Annotated in this window: 18 protein-coding genes; 10 read left to right on the top strand and 8 right to left on the bottom strand. The window is 59.1% G+C overall.

The features are described from left to right. Nucleotides 1-25 precede the first annotated feature (25 nt). Nucleotides 26-934: a KPN_02809 family neutral zinc metallopeptidase gene (ypfJ, locus tag AT6N2_RS13960; protein WP_063950641.1), complete on the bottom strand. Its 909-nt coding sequence runs from the start codon at nucleotides 932-934 to the stop codon at nucleotides 26-28. Between the two features lie 378 nt (nucleotides 935-1312). Here ypfJ and carB point away from each other — a divergent pair, with 378 nt between their 5' ends. After that, nucleotides 1313-4801 carry a carbamoyl-phosphate synthase large subunit gene (gene carB, locus AT6N2_RS13955; protein ID WP_209087498.1) on the top strand — a complete coding sequence of 1163 codons (3489 nt, stop codon included), beginning with the start codon at nucleotides 1313-1315 and terminating at the stop codon, nucleotides 4799-4801. Between the two features lie 288 nt (nucleotides 4802-5089). Further along, nucleotides 5090-6007, top strand: coding sequence for an SPFH domain-containing protein (locus AT6N2_RS13950; protein ID WP_209087496.1), 918 nt, complete (start codon nucleotides 5090-5092; stop codon nucleotides 6005-6007). 242 nt (nucleotides 6008-6249) lie between these two features. Here AT6N2_RS13950 and AT6N2_RS13945 read toward each other — a convergent pair whose 3' ends face one another. The 3 genes from AT6N2_RS13945 to AT6N2_RS13935 form a co-directional block, all read right to left on the bottom strand. After that, nucleotides 6250-7389, bottom strand: coding sequence for a GGDEF domain-containing protein (locus AT6N2_RS13945; protein WP_209087494.1), 1140 nt, complete (start codon nucleotides 7387-7389; stop codon nucleotides 6250-6252). 137 nt (nucleotides 7390-7526) lie between these two features. After that, a complete protein-coding gene (locus AT6N2_RS13940; RefSeq protein WP_209087492.1) occupies nucleotides 7527-8975 on the bottom strand; it encodes a UdgX family uracil-DNA binding protein in 1449 nt (482 codons plus the stop codon). Further along, a complete protein-coding gene (locus AT6N2_RS13935; RefSeq protein ID WP_209087490.1) occupies nucleotides 8975-10207 on the bottom strand; it encodes a putative DNA modification/repair radical SAM protein in 1233 nt (410 codons plus the stop codon). The genes AT6N2_RS13940 and AT6N2_RS13935 overlap by 1 nt, the downstream gene beginning before the upstream one ends. A gap of 221 nt (nucleotides 10208-10428) precedes the next feature. On the opposite strand from AT6N2_RS13935, the gene greA reads away from it, so the two are divergent. Next, on the top strand, nucleotides 10429-10905 hold the full coding sequence (greA, locus tag AT6N2_RS13930) for a transcription elongation factor GreA (RefSeq protein ID WP_003522847.1): 477 nt from the start codon (nucleotides 10429-10431) through the stop codon (nucleotides 10903-10905). Nucleotides 10906-10991: 86 nt separating this feature from the next. Then, on the top strand, nucleotides 10992-12047 hold the full coding sequence (locus tag AT6N2_RS13925) for a glycosyltransferase family 4 protein (protein ID WP_209087488.1): 1056 nt from the start codon (nucleotides 10992-10994) through the stop codon (nucleotides 12045-12047). Nucleotides 12048-12080: 33 nt separating this feature from the next. Here AT6N2_RS13925 and AT6N2_RS13920 read toward each other — a convergent pair whose 3' ends face one another. Further along, nucleotides 12081-12548 (bottom strand): Lrp/AsnC family transcriptional regulator, encoded by a 468-nt coding sequence (locus AT6N2_RS13920; RefSeq protein ID WP_004430414.1) that lies wholly within the window; start codon nucleotides 12546-12548, stop codon nucleotides 12081-12083. Nucleotides 12549-12796: 248 nt separating this feature from the next. Between AT6N2_RS13920 and trxB the strand changes: the two genes are divergently transcribed. From trxB to AT6N2_RS13900, 4 genes are all read left to right on the top strand, one after another. Further along, a complete protein-coding gene (gene trxB / locus AT6N2_RS13915) occupies nucleotides 12797-13771 on the top strand; it encodes a thioredoxin-disulfide reductase (RefSeq protein ID WP_209087486.1) in 975 nt (324 codons plus the stop codon). Nucleotides 13772-13795: 24 nt separating this feature from the next. Beyond that, complete coding sequence (locus tag AT6N2_RS13910) at nucleotides 13796-14692, top strand: LysR family transcriptional regulator VtlR (RefSeq protein ID WP_063950800.1); 897 nt, start codon at nucleotides 13796-13798, stop codon at nucleotides 14690-14692. A gap of 596 nt (nucleotides 14693-15288) precedes the next feature. Further along, entirely contained in the window at nucleotides 15289-15579 is a 291-nt protein-coding gene (locus AT6N2_RS13905) for an ArsR/SmtB family transcription factor (protein WP_063950649.1), read from the top strand. A 122-nt stretch (nucleotides 15580-15701) separates the two neighbouring features. Then, the gene (locus AT6N2_RS13900; protein ID WP_063950650.1) at nucleotides 15702-16814 is read left to right on the top strand and encodes an alkene reductase; all 1113 of its coding nucleotides are present in this window, start codon (nucleotides 15702-15704) and stop codon (nucleotides 16812-16814) included. A gap of 52 nt (nucleotides 16815-16866) precedes the next feature. Here AT6N2_RS13900 and AT6N2_RS13895 read toward each other — a convergent pair whose 3' ends face one another. After that, the gene (locus tag AT6N2_RS13895) at nucleotides 16867-17256 is read right to left on the bottom strand and encodes a DUF6220 domain-containing protein (protein WP_209087484.1); all 390 of its coding nucleotides are present in this window, start codon (nucleotides 17254-17256) and stop codon (nucleotides 16867-16869) included. After that, nucleotides 17256-18293: an NAD-dependent epimerase/dehydratase family protein gene (locus tag AT6N2_RS13890; RefSeq protein ID WP_209087482.1), complete on the bottom strand. Its 1038-nt coding sequence runs from the start codon at nucleotides 18291-18293 to the stop codon at nucleotides 17256-17258. Before AT6N2_RS13890 ends, AT6N2_RS13895 begins: the two co-directional genes overlap by 1 nt. 88 nt (nucleotides 18294-18381) lie before the next feature. On the opposite strand from AT6N2_RS13890, the gene AT6N2_RS13885 reads away from it, so the two are divergent. Then, entirely contained in the window at nucleotides 18382-19326 is a 945-nt protein-coding gene (locus AT6N2_RS13885; RefSeq protein ID WP_209087480.1) for a LysR family transcriptional regulator, read from the top strand. 102 nt (nucleotides 19327-19428) lie between these two features. On the opposite strand, the gene AT6N2_RS13880 is transcribed toward AT6N2_RS13885, so the two are convergent. After that, entirely contained in the window at nucleotides 19429-19686 is a 258-nt protein-coding gene (locus AT6N2_RS13880) for a DUF2188 domain-containing protein (RefSeq protein ID WP_063950654.1), read from the bottom strand. A gap of 193 nt (nucleotides 19687-19879) precedes the next feature. Between AT6N2_RS13880 and AT6N2_RS13875 the strand changes: the two genes are divergently transcribed. Further along, entirely contained in the window at nucleotides 19880-20995 is a 1116-nt protein-coding gene (locus tag AT6N2_RS13875) for a calcium:proton antiporter (RefSeq protein WP_144577271.1), read from the top strand. Nucleotides 20996-21034: the final 39 nt, after the last annotated feature.

Genomic DNA, 21034 nt, shown 5'->3' with positions numbered 1-21034 from the left:
TCGCCCCCCTTTTTCAGTGCTATTCTCAGATATTAGCCGAGAACGTATCGCAGTCCTCGACACGACCGCTCTGGAAACCGCGCTTGAACCATTCAACGCGCTGCGCCGAGGTGCCGTGGTTGAAACTGTCCGGCACCACGTAACCCTGCGTCTGCTTCTGCAACGTGTCGTCGCCGATCTGGTGAGCGGCGTTCAGGGCCTCTTCGAGATCGCCGGTTTCAAGAATGCCTTTTTGCTCGGTGAACTTGCCCCAGATGCCGGCGTAGCAATCTGCCTGAAGCTCCACGCGCACCGACATCTTGTTCGCATCCGTCTCGCTCATCGACTGGCGGCGGCGGTTGAACTCCGGCAGGACGCCCGTCAGGTTCTGGACATGGTGGCCAACCTCATGGGCGATGACGTAGGCCTGCGCAAAATCGCCTGAGGCGCCGAAACGCTTGTCCAGTTCATTAAAGAAGCTGGTGTCGAGATAGACCTTGCGGTCGTTCGGGCAATAGAACGGGCCGCTCGCCGCCGACGCAGAGCCGCAAGCCGAAGCGACCCGGCCTGAAAAGAGCACGAGCGTGGGTTTCTGGTAGGTCTCGCCAGCAGACTGGAAGATGCCGCTCCAGGTGTCTTCCGTCTCAGCGAGCACCGTGCGTACGAAAGCTGTCGTCTCATCTGACGATTGGCCCTGCGGACGGGTGCCGGACTGCTGCGTGGTACCACCACCATCCATGGAAAGATCACCGCCGGTCAGCAGTGTCAGCGGGTTGATGCCGAGAACCCAGCTGATCAGAAGGATGACCAGAAGGCCGCCGATGCCGATGCCGCCGCCACGACGGCCGATGGGTATACGCATGCCGCCACGCGAAAACGGATCCCCACCGGGACCCGCGGACATTCCACGACGATCCTCGATATTGTCCGACTGGCGGCGCCCTCTCCATTCCATGATAGTCTCCCCGAAAATTGCCTCAAAAGACACCGTATAACAGCAGTCTAATCAAGTTTGTTCCGGAAGAACATGGTCGATGCGGAAGCGGATTGGTTAAAGGCCCGGCCGTCGTTTTCTTTGGCTGGGCAACACCAGGAACACGAGAAGTGTCATCGTCAGTCGCCCTTACACCTCGGCGGTACAGGCCCGTTTTGCCGCGCTTGCCCCTGCCCGTTAAGAGTTTCTGTCGATTCCGGAATTTATGGGGTTCCGTTCTCAAAAACATTTGCCTATAAGCCGCTTCTAGCCTGAAAACATTTGAATTGCGCTCCCCGGCCGGTGATCTTCCACCCTGGCCGGTGTTTTGCGCAACCGAAAAGCGGAACGAGAGAGCCCATGCCGAAGCGCCAAGATATCAAGTCCATCCTCATCATCGGCGCGGGACCGATCGTTATCGGTCAGGCATGTGAATTCGATTACTCCGGCACGCAGGCCTGCAAGGCGCTGAAGGAGGAAGGTTACCGGGTCATCCTGGTCAACTCCAACCCGGCCACCATCATGACCGATCCGGGTCTTGCCGACGCCACTTACGTCGAGCCGATTACCCCTGAGGTCGTGGCCAAGATCATCGCCAAGGAGCGCCCGGACGCGCTGCTACCGACCATGGGCGGCCAGACCGCGCTCAACACCGCGCTTTCTCTCAAGCGCATGGGCGTTCTCGACCGCTACAATGTCGAAATGATCGGCGCGAAGCCCGAAGCCATCGACATGGCCGAAGACCGCGCGCTCTTCCGCGAAGCCATGGCCCGCATCGGCCTTGAAACCCCGCGCTCGATGCTCGCCAACGCCACCGAAATCAAGGATGCCGACCGCAAGAAGCATGAAGCTGCGCGGGCGGAACTGAAGGGCAAGCTCTCCGGCCCGGACCTCGACAAGGCGCTGGACGAGCTGGAAAACCAGTGGAACCTCGGCGAAACCGACCGCAAGCAGCGTTACATGGCTCACGCCATGGCCATTGCCGCCCAGGCCATCGATCATGTCGGCCTGCCCGCCATCATCCGCCCATCCTTCACGCTCGGCGGCACCGGCGGCGGCATCGCCTATAACCGTTCGGAATTCTTCGACATCGTCTCTGGTGGTCTCGACGCCTCGCCGACCACGGAAGTTCTGGTCGAAGAATCGGTTCTCGGCTGGAAGGAATATGAGATGGAAGTCGTCCGCGACAAGGCGGACAATTGCATCATCATCTGCTCCATCGAAAACATCGATCCGATGGGCGTCCATACCGGCGACTCGATCACCGTCGCGCCGGCGCTGACGCTGACGGACAAGGAATACCAGATCATGCGCAACGCCTCGATTGCGGTGCTGCGTGAGATCGGCGTCGAGACGGGCGGCTCCAACGTGCAGTTCGCCGTCAATCCGAAGGACGGCCGCCTCGTCGTCATCGAAATGAACCCGCGCGTGTCGCGCTCTTCTGCGCTGGCTTCCAAGGCAACCGGTTTCCCGATCGCCAAGATCGCCGCCAAGCTCGCTATCGGTTACACGCTGGACGAGCTGGAAAACGACATCACCGGCGGTGCGACCCCGGCATCTTTCGAACCCTCCATCGACTACGTCGTCACCAAGATCCCGCGTTTCGCCTTCGAGAAATTCCCGGGCGCGTCGCCAATCCTCACCACCGCCATGAAGTCGGTCGGTGAAGTCATGGCCATCGGCCGCACCTTCGCGGAATCGCTGCAGAAGGCGCTGCGGGGCCTCGAAACCGGTCTCACCGGTCTCGATGAAATCGAAATTCCCGGCTTCGAAGAAGGCGAAGGCTCCAAGAACGCGATCCGCGCCGCCATCGGCACACCGACGCCGGATCGCCTGCGCATGGTCGTCCAGGCGCTGCGCATGGGCATGAGCGAAGAGGAAGTCCACGAAAACTCGAAGATCGACCCGTGGTTCATCGCCCAGTTCAAGGCCATCGTGGATACGGAAGCCCGCATCCGCGAGCATGGGCTGCCGCAGGATGCCGAAAATCTGCGGATGCTGAAAGCCATGGGCTTCTCCGACGCCCGCCTCGCCAGCCTGACGTCCAAGCGCCCGAAGGAAGTGGCCGAGCTGCGCAACAGCCTGAACGTCCGCCCGGTCTTCAAGCGCATCGACACCTGTGCGGCTGAATTCGCCTCGCCGACTGCTTACATGTATTCGACCTATGAAATTCCCTTCGTCGGCGCCGCCCGCTCTGAAGCGCAGGTCTCCGACCGCCGAAAGGTCGTCATCCTCGGCGGCGGTCCGAACCGTATCGGTCAGGGCATCGAGTTCGATTATTGCTGCTGCCATGCCGCCTTCGCGCTGAAGGACGCCGGCTTCGAAGCGATCATGATCAACTGCAACCCGGAAACGGTGTCTACCGACTACGACACCTCCGACCGCCTTTATTTCGAGCCGCTGACGGCCGAAGACGTGATCGAGATCATGCGCGCCGAACAGGAAAAGGGTGAGCTCGTCGGAGTCATCGTGCAGTTCGGCGGCCAGACCCCGCTGAAGCTCGCAGAGGCGCTTGAAAAGAACGGTATTCCGATCCTCGGCACCGCGCCTGACATGATCGACCTCGCAGAAGACCGCGATCGTTTCCAGAAGCTGCTGATGAAGCTCGATCTCGCCCAGCCGAACAACGGCATCGCCTATTCGGTCGAGCAGGCCCGCCTCGTCGCCTCGGAAATCGGCTTCCCGCTGGTCGTTCGCCCGTCCTACGTTCTGGGTGGCCGCGCCATGCAGATCATCCATTCGGAAGGTCAGCTCCAGACCTACCTGCTCGACACGGTTCCGGGGCTCGTTCCCGAAGACATCAAGCAGCGTTACCCGAACGACAAGACCGGCCAGATCAACACCCTGCTCGGCAAGAACCCACTTCTGTTCGACAGCTACCTGACCAACGCCGTCGAAGTGGACGTCGACGCGCTGTGCGATGGCCAAAACGTCTTCGTATCCGGCATCATGGAACACATCGAAGAGGCCGGCATCCACTCGGGCGACTCGGCCTGCTCGCTGCCTTCGCGTTCGCTGTCTAAGGAAACGCTCGACGAACTGGAACGCCAGACGACCGCTCTTGCCAAGGCGCTCAAGGTCGGCGGCCTGATGAACGTTCAATACGCCATCAAGGACGGGACGATCTACGTTCTCGAAGTCAACCCGCGCGCCTCGCGTACCGTGCCATTTGTCGCAAAAACCATCGGCGCGCCGATCGCCAAGATTGCCGCCCGCGTCATGGCCGGCGAAAAGCTTGGCCCGGCAATTGCCGCTTATGGCGAAAAGCCCGATCCGCGTAACCTCAAGCACATTGCCGTCAAGGAAGCTGTCTTCCCCTTCGCGCGCTTCCCGGGCGTCGACATCCTGCTCGGGCCGGAAATGCGCTCGACCGGTGAAGTCATCGGCCTCGACACGGATTTCGCGCTCGCCTTCGCCAAGAGCCAGCTCGGCGCCGGTGTCGACCTGCCGCGCTCCGGCGCGGTCTTCGTCTCGGTGCGTGACGAGGACAAGGAAGGCGTTCTGCCCGCCATCCGCATTCTCGTGGAAAGCGGCTTCAGAGTGTTGGCGACCGGCGGCACCCAGCGTTTCCTTGCCGAAAAGGGCATCAACGCCGAGAAGATCAACAAGGTGCAGGAAGGCCGTCCGCATATCGAAGACGCCATCCGCAACCGTCAGGTCCAGCTGGTCATCAACACCACTGACAGCAACAAGGCGATTTCGGACAGCAAATCGCTGCGCCGCGCCACGCTGATGCAGAAGGTGCCTTATTACACGACGATGGCCGGCGCAGAAGCCGCAGCCCTCGCCATCCAGGCGCTAAAGGCCGGCAATCTCGAAGTGAAGCCGCTGCAGAGCTACTTCAACTAAGTAGTCAGAGTTCAGCCCTCTATAAAACGCCGCGAGCCACCGGGCTCGCGGCGTTTTCCATTGCGTAATCCAGCGGTCATCCGGCAGCGGTATCAAGACCGCGATCCCCGCGCATCGCCGGCAGTGAGGTCTGCAAGACCGGATAACGCGGTTCCTTTAAATGAACCGACCATGCGTCAGCGGCAATGTTGACGCGCTAGGCCCTTCAAAAGCAATCAGCCTCAACAACCGTCTTGATACGACACCAATTTATGATATCATAAATACATCATTTTTTATGAGGTTTTCATGTCGTCTTCTATTACAGATAAACCGGTTTCCACCCACCACGGCTATGTTGCCGTCAGTCTCATCATTGCGGCGATCGCCATTGCCATCGGCATGCTCGCTTATCAGATCCATATCTGGCAGTCGTTCGGCGCGTTTTCCTTCCTGCCACTGCTGGTCTCGGCCCTGCTGATTGGCGTCGCGGTCTTCATCGGCTTCGGCGTCTTCATGATCCAGCCGAACGAAAGCGCGGTCTTTACCCTCTTCGGCAAATATCAGGGCACCGATCAGTCGGCCGGGCTTCGCTGGATGAATCCCTTCTTCAGCATTCAGCGTATCTCCCGTCGTCTCCAGACCCACCACATTGAATCGATCAAGGTCAATGATGCGGCGGGCAATCCCATCGAGATCGGAGCCGCGCTTGTTTGGCATGTCGGAGATTGCGCAAAGGCGCTTCTGGAAGTCGACGATTTCAAGAATTTCGTCGCCATGCAGGCAGAAACCGCCCTTCGCAAAATCGCCAGCCAGCACCCTTATGACAACTGGTCAGGAGGTGACGAGGGATCTGGCGCTCAGGCTATCGTTTCGCTGCGCGATGGCGGGGAAGATATAACCGTCAACCTCGTTGCTGAACTGCGCAATCGGGTCGCCGCCGCGGGCATCGAGGTCACCGACGCGCGCATCACGCACCTTGCCTACGCACCGGAAATCGCAAGCTCCATGCTGCGACGCCAGCAGGCGGCGGCGGTCATCGCGGCGCGACGCACGATCGTCAAGGGTGCCGTTGAGCTTGTAAAGGAAGCGCTTATGGGCTTGAAAGAGAAGAACATCGAAATCGACCACGAACGTCAGGCCGCCATGGTCTCCAACATGCTTGTCGTCCTCGTCGGCGAAAAGGACGCAACGCCGGTTATCAACGCCGGAACATTGTACGGATAAAAATGATGGCAGGGCGCCCGCCCGGTCCCGAGCGAACAGCATTTCCGCTCCGGATCGAACCTAAAATTCTCGAAGCGGTCAAACGCTCTGCAAGTTCAGACTTGCGGAGCGTCAACGCTCAGATCGAAATCCTGCTGCGCGAAGCGCTCTCCCGGCGGGGCGTGCTGGGCAAGAGCGACGACGGGTCGTAGCCGCCGCGACGAGAACATACTGATGCATGACCATGTCTGCACTGGAGTTCTTCAGGCGGCCAGCGCTTCGCGCACACAGTTTCGGCCTTCGCTCTTGGCCCGATAGAGCGCGCGGTCAGCCATCTCGGCCAGTGCCTGGAGATCGCAATCCGTCTCGCCGCCCGTGGCGACGCCGATGCTGATGGTCACGGCGATCCGCAACCCGCCACAATCCACTTCGTTTAAAGCGACCGCGTTGCGAATGCGCTCTCCGATCATCGTGGCCCGTTCGCTGCCTGCGCTGGGAAGAAAAATGATAAACTCTTCGCCGCCATATCGGGCGAGCACGTCCCCTCCCCTGATACTGCCGCCAATGCGCTTCGCCACTTCCTGCAGCACGCTATCTCCGACCGCATGGCCGAAACGATCGTTGATGGACTTGAAGTGATCGATATCCAGCAGCATCGCCGCGTCTGTCGGTTCAGGCTTTGCCGGCATCGTCTGGAAGAAATAGCGCCTGTTCTTCACGCCCGTGAGCGGATCGGTATTGGCAAGCACCAGGAGTTTTCGTTCGGAGCGTTCCGCAACCAGCATCATCACGAAGAGAGCGATCGCAAAATTCAGCATGATGATGAGGAAAAACGCATTGACGATGTTGATGGAGGCGAGGGAGGGCGAAAGCAGGCCTTTGACCACTGAAAGCGAAATCAGCCCGGAAAGACCGGTGATGACACCAAGAGCAACACGCGAAAGCAGCGGCTCCTTCTGCCAACCGATAAGCAGCACCCATGCTGCACTAAGATAGGCCAGCGCCGCGCATGCGTTGAAGAGCATCGCGCGCAACGCATTGTTCTCCGCCACCTGGAAGGCAATGATGATGCCGATCACGGCGACGAGACAGGTCATCATCAAGGTCTTGCGCGTCACCCTTCGCCCATCGCTCAGTGTCTTCAGGCCGAGCCAGATCAGCATGTAACCCGCGATGCCGAAGATGACGCTGCCGAGCTGCCACACGGCGGGCGGCACGATTTTCCACTCGCCATAGCCGGCAAGCGTGGAGCCCACCGTCATTGCCGCAAAACCCGCCGCCAGCGTAATGGGGCCACGCAGCCCCCTGTTGGTCAGCATCAAATAGATGAAACTCAACAGGCCCACGATATAGGAGCATTTCTGCATCAAAATGACTGTTGCAAGGTCAAGTTCGCCAAGCATAATATGTCCATCTGTAAATATTTTGACGGGACATATAAAATGAATCGCATAAGTTTCAATTAAAACGAAAACTTAACGACACGTAAAAACACGCGCCGCGGGTTCTGTCATGAATAAAGGCAATCCAGAACGTAAATTTATTCGAATTTACTTACATAACGCATATCATTCTTGAATTTCGTCATTTCCATATCTTTTCGCTGTGCATCGGGGATGCGAAGAAGATAGGAAGGGTGCACGGTGATAAAAAGCGTCCTGCCCTCGTCCATCGGCAGCGGACGACCGCGCAACTCCGTGACTTTCTCCTTGCTGCCGGTCAGTGCGTAATGCGCCGTCGCACCCATGGCGACGATGAGCTTCGGCCGCACGAGCGCGATTTCCTGATTGAGCCACCAACGGCACTGCTCAACTTCACCGGCATTCGGCCGCTGGTGAATGCGCCGTTTGCCGCGGGATTCATATTTGAAGTGTTTGACGGCATTGGTGACGTAAAGGCTGTTGCGCTCGATGCCGACCTCGGCAAGCGTGCGATCAAAAAGCTGGCCAGCGGGACCGACAAAGGGTTTGCCTGCAAGATCCTCGTGATCACCGGGTTGCTCGCCAACGATCATGATCTTTGCGTTTTCAGGACCGGCGCCGAATACCGTCTGAGTGGCATTGCAATGCAACGGGCAGCGCGTGCAATGACTTGCCTCCCGCGCCAGCGAGGTGAGCGTGCCATCAGGCATCGGTTGCGGCATCTCACGCGCAGCCGCTGCCGCCTGCAGCCTATGGTGAAACGGCTGTGGCTGGCTTGCCGCCTTGGCAGCCATCTCCAGCACCCGCGCCTCCGCGCCGAGAATAAGGTCGGGAATGAGATCGGCCTCGGGCAGGTTCTTCCAGTATTTTTTCGGCATTTCCGCCGTCATGGCTTTGATTTTGAGACGCGCCGGATTGAATATATTGGCGTAATAGGTCCGCCATAGTTCATCCGTCTCATCGGTGAGATCGGGCTTCTCGGCTGGCTGCCGCGACGTCTGAAGCGCGGTCCCATCCCAACGCGCAGACCCGTGCGGCGTGGCGATCAGCCAGTCCATGTCGGTAAATCGGCGCTGAAAAAACGGCGCTGTCCGCTCCACGATGAAATGGTCCGGCTCAAACCAGGCTATAAACCGCCGCCGCCCACCCTGCCCTTGCGGCAGAGGCAACTCCTTGAAACGAACGAAAGCCGTCATCTTGTGACAGTCGCGGCGCACCGATTTCTCCAGTAGCCGCGCCTCGGCGACATCTGGGTCCGACTTGAACTGCAACAGGGCGCGATCCTGCCTCAGCCGCCACAACAGCCTGTAAAGCAGAGCAAACCGCCCGGGATCGCTGTGGCAGATGACCGCCTGCGCAAGCGCAACAAACGAAGCCGGCACGGAAATCTCGGCAGTGCCCGGCTTGAACGGAGGGAGAGGATCGCCGGCAAAGTCCAGCAACCCGGCCATGTCCCCGCGTAACCGCCAGTCGATCCGCTCGGGTGGGATATCCCCGGCAAGTGCCGCCCGGGCAGCGTCCCGCCACTCGCCAAACTCGCCCCGCCCTTCAAGGATCGGCCCATACATCACAGAAGCGACAATTGTTCAGGCTGCGGCGCAAACATGGCGCGCAGATCCGGCCGCTCGGTCAGCTTGCCCGGCGTCCAGCCCTCCGCAACGATAAAAGCCTTCACCTTCTTGAGAGAAACGCCAAAGCGGGCGACATCCTCCAGCCTTAACCGCCGGAAGCGCCGCGAAGACAGGATGGACGCGACCGTCTTCGTGCCGAAACCAGGGACACGCAGGAGGATTTCACGATCTGCAACGTTGATATCCACGGGAAACCGCTCACGATGTTTCAACGCCCAGGCAAGCTTCGGATCAATATCGAGATCCAGCATGCCGTCTCCGCCGATCGCCGTGATTTCGCCGATATCGAAACCGTAAAAACGATAAAGCCAATCGGCCTGGTAAAGCCTGTGCTCCCGCATCAGCGGCGGCTTGATGAGCGGCAGGTTTTTCGATGAGTCCGGAATGGGGCTGAAGGCCGAATAATAGACGCGTCGCAAGCCGTAGCTGCCATAGAGCCGGGCGCTAGTGGAGAGAATGGTGCTGTCGTCAGCCCCATCGGCACCCACGATCATCTGCGTGCTCTGCCCGGCCGGGGCAAAACGCTTGATCTTTCTCGTCCTGACAGTTGGCTCCCCCGCCTCCTCTATCTTCAACCGGATATCAGCCATCGAGCGGCGGATGTTGGCCGGCTGCTTCTCCGGTGCGAACCGGCCAATACCGCTGTCGGTTGGCAATTCGATATTGATCGAAAGGCGGTCCGCATAAAGCCCAGCCTCCTCGATGAGTTTGGGCGATGCTTCCGGAATGGATTTCAGATGGATGTAACCGCGAAAACCATGCGTCACGCGCAACTCGCGAGCAACGCGAACCATCTCTTCCATCGTATGATCTGACGACCGGATGATGCCCGACGACAGGAAAAGCCCCTCAATGTAGTTGCGCCGGTAGAACTCGAGCGTAAGCCAGACCACTTCTTCCGGCGTGAAGCGCGCCCGCTCCACATTGCTGGACGACCGGTTGATGCAATAGGCACAATCATAAATGCAGAAATTGGTGAGCAAGATCTTCAGGAGCGAAATGCAGCGTCCATCGGGAGCGTAAGCATGGCAAATGCCCGACCCTTCCGTGGAACCCAAACCGCCTGATGCTGCAGAGTTTCGTTTGGTCGTGCCACTCGATGCGCAGGACGCGTCGTACTTCGCCGCGTCGGAGAGAATGGCCAGCCGTTGCCTGATCGACTTCTTCATGGGTATGTTCTCTATATGTTCTATTGAAGATTGTCAATCTTGGGGAACAAGATATTGATAATATTATGGAATAATCACGCCTGAAATTTGCTGGCCTTTCGCGGTCGTCTTCTGATATAGTCGGCTCAGATTTGATTTTGGCATGGTTCCGGAGTTCCTCTCCGGAACCTGTTTCTTTTTGTGTCTGCAAGTATAGCGACCGGAATGCGAAGGATAAAAAAATGGTAGAAAAAGTACCGATGACTCAGGGTGGATTCGTCAAGCTTCAGGAGGAGCTTCGCTGGCGTCAGCAGGAGGAACGCCCCCGTATCATCGAGGCGATTGCGGAAGCGCGCGCTCACGGCGACCTTTCGGAAAATGCCGAGTACCATGCTGCCAAGGAAGCCCAGAGCCACAATGAAGGCCGCATCACCGAACTCGAGGACCTGACGGCGCGCGCCGAAGTCATCGACCTGTCGAAAATGTCGGGCTCGAAGATCAAGTTCGGCGCCACGGTCAAGCTGGTTGACGAAGACAGCGATGAGGAAAAGACCTACCAGATCGTCGGCGATCAGGAGGCCGACGTGAAGGCCGGCCGCATCTCCATCTCTTCCCCCATCGCCCGCGCCCTGATCGGCAAGGAAGTCGGCGACAGCATCGAAGTCAACGCGCCTGGCGGCGCCAAGGGCTACGAAATTCTCGCGGTTCAGTGGGGCTGATCAGCCCCATGCAATGCGCCCATCCGGGCGCATTGTTTTTTAGCGCCACAGATTTCTAAAATCAGCCGCAGAGACGGAAGCCGAGCTTGTCCAACGTCAGTCTGAAAGATGTGCAGGTGCTTGCGCCAAATTTCAAGCGCAGGCTCTCCGGCGTAACCTCCACCATCGTTCAACTGATACCGGTGCAGAACCGGCTGGGGCAGAAGGTCGCCGTCATCGGCCCCGGTCTGCCGCCGCATCTGCCGCATGTTCGCTTTCGCGACCTTTGGCAGCTATGGCGAAATGGCCCGTTTGGCGGCCCGCGCGTATGGCATGCACGCCGTAACCTGGAAATGCTGCCCGGCATCATCATGCGGGATGTGCTGCGCATGAAGGTGAAGCTGCTCTTTACCTCAGCGGCGCAGAGGCGTCATTCCGCCTATACGCGCTTCCTGATTTCGAAGATGGATGCCGTTGTTGCCACCAACGGCCGTTCCGGCTCGTTTCTGGAAGTGCCGCATCGAGTCGTCATGCACGGCGTCGATACCGATCTCTTCCATCCCCCAGCGGGTCCGGACGACACGATGGCAGCAGCGGGCCTGCCCGGACACTATCTCATCGGCTGCTTCGGACGCGTGCGCCATCAGAAGGGCACGGACCTGTTCGTGCGTGCGATGATCGAACTGTTGCCGCATTACCCTGAGTGGACGGCGGTTGTTTCCGGGCGGGTGACGAAGGAACACACGGATTTTGGCGACAAGCTCGTCGCCGATGTCGAAGCGGCCGGCCTGGCGGAGCGTATCGTCTTTCAGGGCGAGGTTGACGACATCAAGCCGTGGTACCGGCGCTTGAGCCTTTACGTGGCGCCATCGCGCAACGAAGGTTTCGGTCTCACGCCGCTCGAAGCCATGGCCTCGCAGACAGCCGTGGTTGCGAGCAATGCCGGCGCCTATGAAGAAATGATTGTTGAGGGCCAGACCGGCGCCGTTGTCGCGGCGGGAGATTACCCAGCACTCCGCGATGCGATAAAGCCCTATCTCGCCGATCCCGATCGCGCAAAGGCTCATGGCAGCGCCGGGCTCGCCCATGTCCGCAGGGCTTTTCCGCTTGAAAAAGAAGCGGCCAGCCTGGGCGACGTCTACGACGCCCTACGGCGTGCGTGACGCGGCCAGCGCGTCAACTGCGACAGGTTCGGATCAGATTTCCACGAGGCCGACGCGCTTGACCTGACGGATGGTCAGCATCGTGCGCACCGTGTCGACGTTCTCATCCGCGGTCAGGACCTCGATGACGAAATCCTGAAACTCCGTCAGGTTTTTTGCCACGCAATGCAGCAGGAAGTCGCTTTCGCCTGAGACCATCCAGGCCTGCCGCACCAGTGACCAGCCGGCGGTTGCCGCCGCGAAAGCCTTCAGATTGCTGTCCGACTGTCGCTTGAGGCCGATCATGCAGAAGGCGACAAGATCGAAACCGAGCTTCGGGGCATTCAACATGGCGTGATATCCCTCGATCACGCCCGCCTCTTCCAGCTTGCGAACGCGTCTCAGGCACGGGGGAGCGGAGATGCCGACCCGCTCGGCGAGTTCCACATTGGTCATGCGCCCGTCGCGCTGCAATTCGCGCAGGATTTTCAGATCGATGGCATCGAGTTCGACGCTGGTCACGAAAGAGTACCTCGTTAAGGTGGAGAACTTCCTTGTACTATCCGGCGCGGGATTCGCAACATTATGACGCTGTCCGGTCACAAAATTGCGCAGACATCCACAACTGCCTTGTTGGTAACGCAAGGCTGCCCTTGAATAAAGACACTAGACAACCTTAAATACCGGGCAACGAAGGGGTTGCGGCCCGTCCGCCGTCCTGCGGCTGGAGTGCATGGCGCAAAGGCCCGTTATTGAGAAGGAAGGTTTCCATGACTGCCCGCCACACGAAGGTATTGATCATTGGCTCCGGTCCCGCCGGATACACGGCAGCGATCTACGCCGCCCGCGCCATGCTGAAACCCGTGCTGATTGCCGGCATGGAACAGGGCGGTCAGTTGATGATCACCACCGATGTCGAGAACTATCCGGGCTTTGCCGATCCCATCCAGGGTCCCTGGCTGATGGACCAGATGCTGAAGCAGGCAACCCATGTGGGCGCGGAAATCGTCAGCGACCTCGTGACCGAAGTCGAAACCAACGTGCGGCCGTTCGTGGTCAAAACCGATTCCGGTCAGGTCTGGACCGCCGATACGCTGATCATCGCCACCGGCGCCAAGGCCAAGTGGCTCGGCATTGAGAGCGAGCAGCATTTCCAGGGTTTTGGCGTTTCCGCCTGCGCCACCTGCGATGGCTTCTTCTATCGCAACAAGGATGTGATCGTGGTCGGCGGCGGCAATTCCGCCGTGGAAGAGGCGCTCTATCTCGCCCATATCGCCAAATCCGTGACGGTCGTGCACCGTCGCGACAGCTTCCGTTCGGAAAAAATCCTGCAGGAGCGCTTGTTCGCCAAGGAAAACGTCAACATCCTCTGGAACACGGAAGTCGCTGAAATTACCGGTGCGCCGGCAAAGCCGCCAATGCCACCTTCCGTTTCCGGCGTGAAGCTGCGTGACACCAGGACGGGCGCGATCAACGACATGCCTGTTGATGGCGTCTTCGTCGCCATCGGCCACGCCCCCGCGGTCGAACTCTTCAAGGGCAAGGTGAAGCTGAAGGACAATGGCTATATGTGGACGGCCCCCGATTCCACCGCCACCGACGTGGAAGGCATCTTTGCCGCCGGCGACGTCACCGACGACATCTATCGTCAGGCGATCACTGCCGCCGGGATGGGCTGCATGGCGGCGCTGGAAGCGGAACGTTACCTCACCGCGCATCAACCGCTTGCAGTTGCAGCGGAATAACCGAAAGGCAGGATAGGCATGGCAATGCCATTGGACTGGGATAAACTGCGCATTTTTCATGCCGCAGCCGAAGCAGGGTCGTTCACCCATGCTGCTGACAAGCTGCACTTGTCCCAGTCGGCCATCAGCCGTCAGGTCAGCGCGCTGGAGCAGGACGTCGGCGTCAAGCTGTTCCATCGCCATGCCCGCGGCCTCATCCTCACCGAACAGGGTGAGTTGCTCTACCGCACCGCTCACGACGTGTTGCTGAAACTTGAAACCGTCAAGATGCAGCTCACCGAAACGACGGAGAAGCCGAGCGGCAAGCTGCGCGTCACGACGACCGTCGGCCTCGGCCAGGGGTGGCTGACGGACAAGGTGCAGGAGTTTCTTCAGCTCTATCCGGAAATGTCGATCCAGCTCATCCTCGACAATGAGGAGCTGGACGTGAACATGCGTCACGCCGATTGCGCGATCCGCCTGCGCCAGCCACAGCAGTCGGACCTCATTCAGCGCAAGCTGTTCACCGTACACATGCACGTCTATGCCGCGCCGTCCTATATCAACAGATATGGCGAACCACAGTCGATCGAAGACCTCGATAATCACCGCATCATTTCCTTCGGTGAACCGGCGCCAAACTACCTGCTTGATGTCAACTGGCTGGAAAATGCCGGACGCTCCTCCGACAATACGCGCACGCCGCACCTGCAGATCAACAGCCAGACCTCGATCAAGCGGGCCTGCCTGCTGGGAATCGGTATTGCCTGCCTGCCGGATTATATCGTTGGCCGCGATCCCGGCCTCATCCAGCTTTCGCTCGCGGCCGACATCCCGTCATTCGATACGTATTTCTGCTATCCCGACGAGATGAAAAACGCTGCAAAGCTGAAGGCCTTCCGTGATTTCATCGTTGCCAAGGCCAGGAACTGGAACTTCTGACGGAAAAATAATCGCCGTTAGAGGATAGTCTATAAGATTCATAGCCTTATGACGTCAAAAGTGAGAGGGGTGCGCGAGCGCCCTTCTTTAGCTTTGCACATAAATTATACCAGAAATATCGAGGGCTGCACGGTGCGCATGCCTGACCTGCACAAAAAAGAGTTGCTCCATGCACAAAAAAGCACCATATCGCACTCAGCTGATGCACACGGTGGCTTTTCCTCCCAGTTCCACCGCATCAGCTGTTCCCCTCTGGAGGTTTTTGACCTTCACACTTAAAGGGCCCTGGATCTATCCGGCGGCCCTCTTTTTTTACCCGCAAGAATTTTCTCCAAATCGGCGAGATATCGGATGATGCAACCTTGTTTTGCATTCTCGCTCCCACCATATCTTAGTTGGCTGTCACGCTCGCTCAGGCACGCGACAGCTGTTCCCCTCTGGAGGTTTTGACCTTCAAACTTATCAGGCCGCGGAAATATCCAGCGGCCTTCTTTTTTGGAGGGACATGGTCGGCAATCCTTCTCACAGAGACGTGACTTGTATATCGAAAATTATCGATATATATATCGACCATGTCAGATATTGAAAACGTCCAGATGAACCCGGAGGAAATCCTCAAAGCCCTTTCGCACCCTGCAAGGCTGAAGTTTCTGGAATGGCTGAAGCGGCCGGAGAGCCACTTTTGTCAAGACCACCCTTTCAGCATGGGCGTGTGCGCCAACCAGTTCCAGATCAGCGGCCTGTCGCAGTCCACCGTCTCGTCACATCTCGCGGTGTTGCAGTCAGCTGGCCTCATCCGTTCGAAAAAGGTGGGGCAATGGGTATTTTTTGAACGGAACGAGGAAACCATCGACGCTTTTCGCAATTATCTGCAGACAAATCTCTGAGCCTCCCAAGCTTTGAGCCTCGGGGTGCCGGACCGAAACCACAATGGGGACTCGATCCGGCATCCCATCAGGATAGCGCGCCTGCCGCGCAATTACGCCAACCGACCAGAAAGTGTAGTCGCATGACCAGTCTTTTCGAACCGGCACAGGCCGGCGATATCGCACTCGCCAACCGTATCGTCATGGCACCCCTCACTCGCAACCGTTCCCCGGGTGCCATTCCCAACAATCTCAATGCCACTTATTACGAACAGCGCGCCAGTGCGGGCCTGATCGTCACCGAAGGCACACCGATCTCCCAGCAGGGTCAGGGTTACGCCGACGTTCCCGGCCTTTACAAGCGGGAAGCAATCGAGGGCTGGAAACAGGTCACCCAGGGTGTGCATTCGGCCGGCGGCAAGATCGTCGCCCAAATCTGGCACGTGGGCCGCATCTCCCATACCTCGTTGCAACCCCATGGTGGCCAGCCGGTTGCCCCGTCTGCCATCACCGCCAAATCCAAGACCTATATCATCAATGATGACGGCACCGGCGGCTTTGCCGAAACGTCGGAGCCGCGTGCGCTTACCATCGACGATATCGGCCTCATCCTGGAGGACTATCGCAGCGGTGCACGCGCGGCACTGGAGGCCGGTTTCGACGGCGTCGAAATCCACGCGGCCAATGGCTACCTGATCGAGCAGTTCCTGAAATCCAGCACCAACGAACGCACGGATGAGTATGGCGGCTCGATTGAAAACCGCGCCCGCTTCCTGCTGGAAGTCGTTGATGCGGTTGCAGGTGAGATTGGTGCAGGCCGCACCGGCATTCGCCTCTCTCCCGTCACGCCTGCTAACGATATCTTCGAGGCTGACCCACAGCCGCTGTACAACTACGTCGTGGAACAGCTTGGCAAGCGTAATCTCGCCTTCATCCATGTCGTCGAAGGCGCAACGGGTGGCCCGCGCGATTTCAAGCAGGGGGACAAGCCGTTCGATTATGCCGCCTTCAAGGCCGCTTACCGCAATGCCGGTGGCAAGGGCCTGTGGATCGCCAATAACGGCTACGACCGTGAGAGCGCCATCGAAGCTGTCGAGAGCGGCAAGGTCGATGCCGTTGCCTTCGGCAAGGCCTTCATTGCCAACCCGGATCTAGTGCGCCGCCTCAAGGACAACGCGCCCTTGAATGAACCGAACCAGCCGACCTTCTATGGCGGCGGGGCCGAAGGCTACACCGACTATCCGGCGCTTGCCTGATATACCCACACATGGAAAGGCCGCATCGCACGACTGCGATGCGGCCTTTTTTTTAAAGAGGGCGTCGCGCCTGACGTGCGGCATAATCTGAAAACGCACCGATGATGAAGGCATTGGGCAGGTGCAGCGCCTGCAGCAAACCATTGCCCGTCTCACGGCCGATGCTCATCAGCGCCACCTGCAGGCAATAAAGGCTGAGCAAACCTAATGTGCGCGCAAGGTTCGGCCGCAATTCATCATATCGCAAAGCGAGGACCGCCAGCGACAGGATCGGCAGGGCGACCAGCATGCCAAGGCCCTTGTGAAGCGAAATCAGCGATCCGTCGAAATATATCGACAGCCCTGCCAGCAGTACCTGTGCGAAGATCAGCAATGGCACGCTTGCCGAAATGACGGCAAACAGGCGATACCGAGCCGGAACCCCAGTGACGCCCCCCGCCATCAGACTTCGCCCTTCGCGTCGACAGGCTGAGCGAGGCTTACGGGCGGTTGGTTCTGCTCCAGGCATCCAAGGCTCGCCAGCGTGGTCGATACCGCGACATCGATGGGCGTTCTGGGCTCGCCCCCCAGAAACGCTGTCAGCTTGCGATTGCTCATCCGGATCGACATCTGCCAGAGATAGCGCATCTCCAGAACTTCGCGGAACAGGGGAACGAAGGGCGCTGCCAATCGAATGCCGGTCCAGGAGAGCCGGCGCTGTTTGACCGGATGTCCCACGACCCGTTCGATGGCGGCAACCAGTTGCAGCCCATCGAAGTCCCAGAAACCTTCCATATGGAAGACGGCGAAAGCTGGCAGGTCAGCGGCGCGATCCAACAGCCGTCCGATTGTCTCCGCCACGTCCGGCAGATAGGCCCATTGATGTCCCGCATGGGGCGCTGCGGGGTTTCGGACGCTGCGGACGGGTCGTCCCGGCTTTACCAGCATCTGCGAGAACCAGTTATTTTTCGCATCCGGCCCAAAGAAATCTCCGGCACGAACGATCAGCACGGGCACGCCACGCATGGAAGCCATTTTCAGCCGTCGTTCCATCTCCGCACGCAACGCGCCCTTGCGCGTAAACGGCTGCTGCGGGCTCTCTTCGGTCAGCAGCGGAAAGGCGTCTGAACCAAAATTATAGACCGTGCCGGGAAAGACTATCCTTGCACCGCAGCTTTCGGCGGCGGCGATCGTGTTGTCCAGCATCGGCACGACCTGCTTCTCCCAATCGCTGTAGCCGGGAGGATTGACCGCGTGCACGATCAGCCGGGCACCTTGCGCCGCCCTCAAAACGTCCTGCCGGTTCATGGCGTCGCCTGTGACGAATTCGATGTCGCCAGCGGCCTCGGCTGCCGGCTTCCGGCGTGTCATCGCCCTCAATCGCCAGCCCCTTTGCAGCAACATGCGTGAAACCTGGCCGCCAACGCCCCCATTCACACCCAGCACCAGCGCCAGGGGCCGTTCGTCCTTCGCCGCACTCCCGTTATTTCCAATAGACATCGCCGTACTCCTTTGTGTGTCTGGAGTATCGGCGCGATCTACGATATACGAAATTGTCGAAATGAGTGGAGCGGCTATACAAAATATTATGACGAAAAACCGTGATATCAGCTGGGATTTCTACCGCACCTTCCTGAGCGTGCTGAGTGACGGTTCGCTCTCTGCCGCCGCCCGCGAACTTGGGATCACCCAGCCAACGGCGGGGCGACACATCGGAGCTCTCGAGGAGGCCGTCGGTTTTCCGCTGTTCATCCGCTCGCCTCATGGCCTGATGCCGACGGAGGCGGCGCTGGCGCTTCGACCATACGCGGAAAATCTGGCGGCAACGACAGCAGCCCTGATGCGCGCGGCCTCCGGGGAGGTCGGCAAGATCGAAGGCACGGTGCGTATCAGCGCGTCAGATATCATCGGCGTCGAAATGCTGCCGCCGATCATCACGGCCATGCAGGAGACCCACCCGAGGCTTGAAATCGAACTCTCCCTTTCCGACACGCTGGAAGACCTGTTAAGGCGCGAAGCCGACATTGCCATTCGCATGACCGAACCGATGCAGGATGCGATCGTCATGCGCTACATCGGCAATTTCCGCCTGGGTTTTCATGCGACGCGCGACTACCTGGCAAAAGCGGGCGTGCCGAAAAGCACCGAAGATCTCAACCATCATCGCATGGTCGGTTTCGACCGCAAAACGCCCTTCATTCGCGCGGCCATTCATCGGATGCGCTCTCTTCAGCCCGATCTTCCCGATATCGAGGAAATCTCCTTCGAAATCCGCGCCGACAGCAATCTGGCGCAACTCGCCATGATCCGCGCGAGCGCCGGGATAGGCGTCTGCCAAATCGGCCTGGCGCGGAAAGACCCGCGGCTGGTCCAGGTTCTCCCGAATATTGACATCCCGCTCCATACCTGGGTCGCGATGCACGAAAACCTCAAGACCTCACCGCGGTGCCGCGCGGTTTTCAGCGCGCTGGTCGACGGTCTCAAAGGTCATCTGAAGGAAACCGATCCGGGAGCGCCGCCCAAGAAGCGCTAGGGCAGCGGCGGCAGCCTAAGTTCCTCAACGCCGCATGAGCGCCAGACCCGTCGAAGGCATATTGAAATAGTCGACGGACCGGCACGACCCGGCCCGGCTCAATCAGGCCGGTGGCGAGGTCTTGTCGACAACCTCTGCTTCCGGCCGGTCGCCGCCCTGGCTATGTTCCTCATGCCATTTGCCGCGCTCGTCCTGATAGCTGATTTCTTCGTCATCGCCGCCCACCTGCTGTTCGGCTGCTACAATGCGCGCAGCGGCGCGGGCGTCGTCATAGGTGGGAAAGGTCTCGGAATAAGCGCCGTTCATACGATAAGCGAAGCCTCCGTCGTGTTCGACGATCTCGTACACCACTTTGGTCATGCATGGTCCTCCTGTCTCAGTCGGCAACATGGCAACCACAACCGCGCTTCAAGCATTGCACCCGATGGGACAGCGCGGCGTGATCTGCATGTCCTGCAACATCACTATCCTACCAAAAGCATTCAAGCGCAAATGCTGCTTGATCTGAGGGACGATAGGCTACAGCCTGCGACGACATGGGGAAGGGAAATTCATGGTGGGATCTATCATCAAGCAGGAGCGGATGCTGCTGCTGGCAATACCGGCGGCAATCATCGCCTATTTAGCCGAGCACACGATATTCGAAGCGGGAAAGACGGCAGCGCTGATTGCCGCCGTCGTCCTCATCGGCCTCATCGTTCTGGTTTCGATGCGGGTTGCCCATCACGCTGAAATTCTTGCTGCAAAGGTCGGCGATCCCTACGGGACGATGATCCTGACGCTGTCGGCGGTCGCCGTCGAGGTGCTGATCCTCGCGATCATCATGAGCGAGTCCAGTTCGCCGACACTGGTGCGAGACACGATCTATTCCGCCGTCATGATCGACATTAACGGCATTCTGGGCCTCGCGGCCCTCCTCGGCGGCCTTCGCCACGGCGAGCAGCCTTACAATGACGATTCCGGCAAGACCTATGGCGTGATGATACTGACCGCCATGGGCATATCGATGATTGTGCCGGAATTCATCCCTGAACAGAGCTGGCACATCTACTCTGTCTTCACGATATTCGCGATGATTGCGCTTTATGCGCTCTTCCTCAAAATGCAGGTCGGTCCGCACAGCTATTTCTTCAGCTACACCTACCCAAAGAAGCCCCGTCCGGCCGGCCAGTCGGGGCAGGCGTCAGGCAGCCATGCGGGAGACGACGACGAAGGCAGCGTGCCGCTTTCCATCGGCCTCATCATCGCCGGCGTGGTGTTGATCGGCGTGCTGGCGGAGTTCATGTCCGCCTTCCTCAGCGAAAGCCTTGAAGGAACCAGCGCACCGCCTGCCCTGATGGCGGTCGTGGTTGCGACGATCTCGGCCTCGCCTGAAATCCTGACTGCGCTCCGCTCCGCCCTTCGCGACCGCATGCAGGCGGTGGTCAACATCGCCATGGGCGCTTCGCTCTCGACGGTCATCCTGACCGTGCCTGTCATGGAGGGTATCGCGCTTTACACCGGCCAGCCCTTCATCATGGCGATGACACCAGTTCAGACAGTTATGGTCTTCATTACGCTCATCGCCGCTGCGATAAATCTGAATGACGGCGAGACGAATGCTATCGAGGGCATGACGCATTTCATTCTCTTCGCCACCTTCATCATGCTGCTGTTTCTGGGGCTCTGACCGAAACGAAAAACGCGGCATGGAAAGGCTTGTGACTTG

The sequence above is a fragment of the Agrobacterium tumefaciens genome (assembly GCF_017726655.1).
In the GTDB taxonomy this organism is placed as follows: Bacteria; Pseudomonadota; Alphaproteobacteria; order Rhizobiales; family Rhizobiaceae; genus Agrobacterium; species Agrobacterium tumefaciens_B.
The sequence above is the reverse complement of the archived record's forward strand: the minus strand, read 5'-3'. Positions and strand labels throughout refer to the sequence as shown.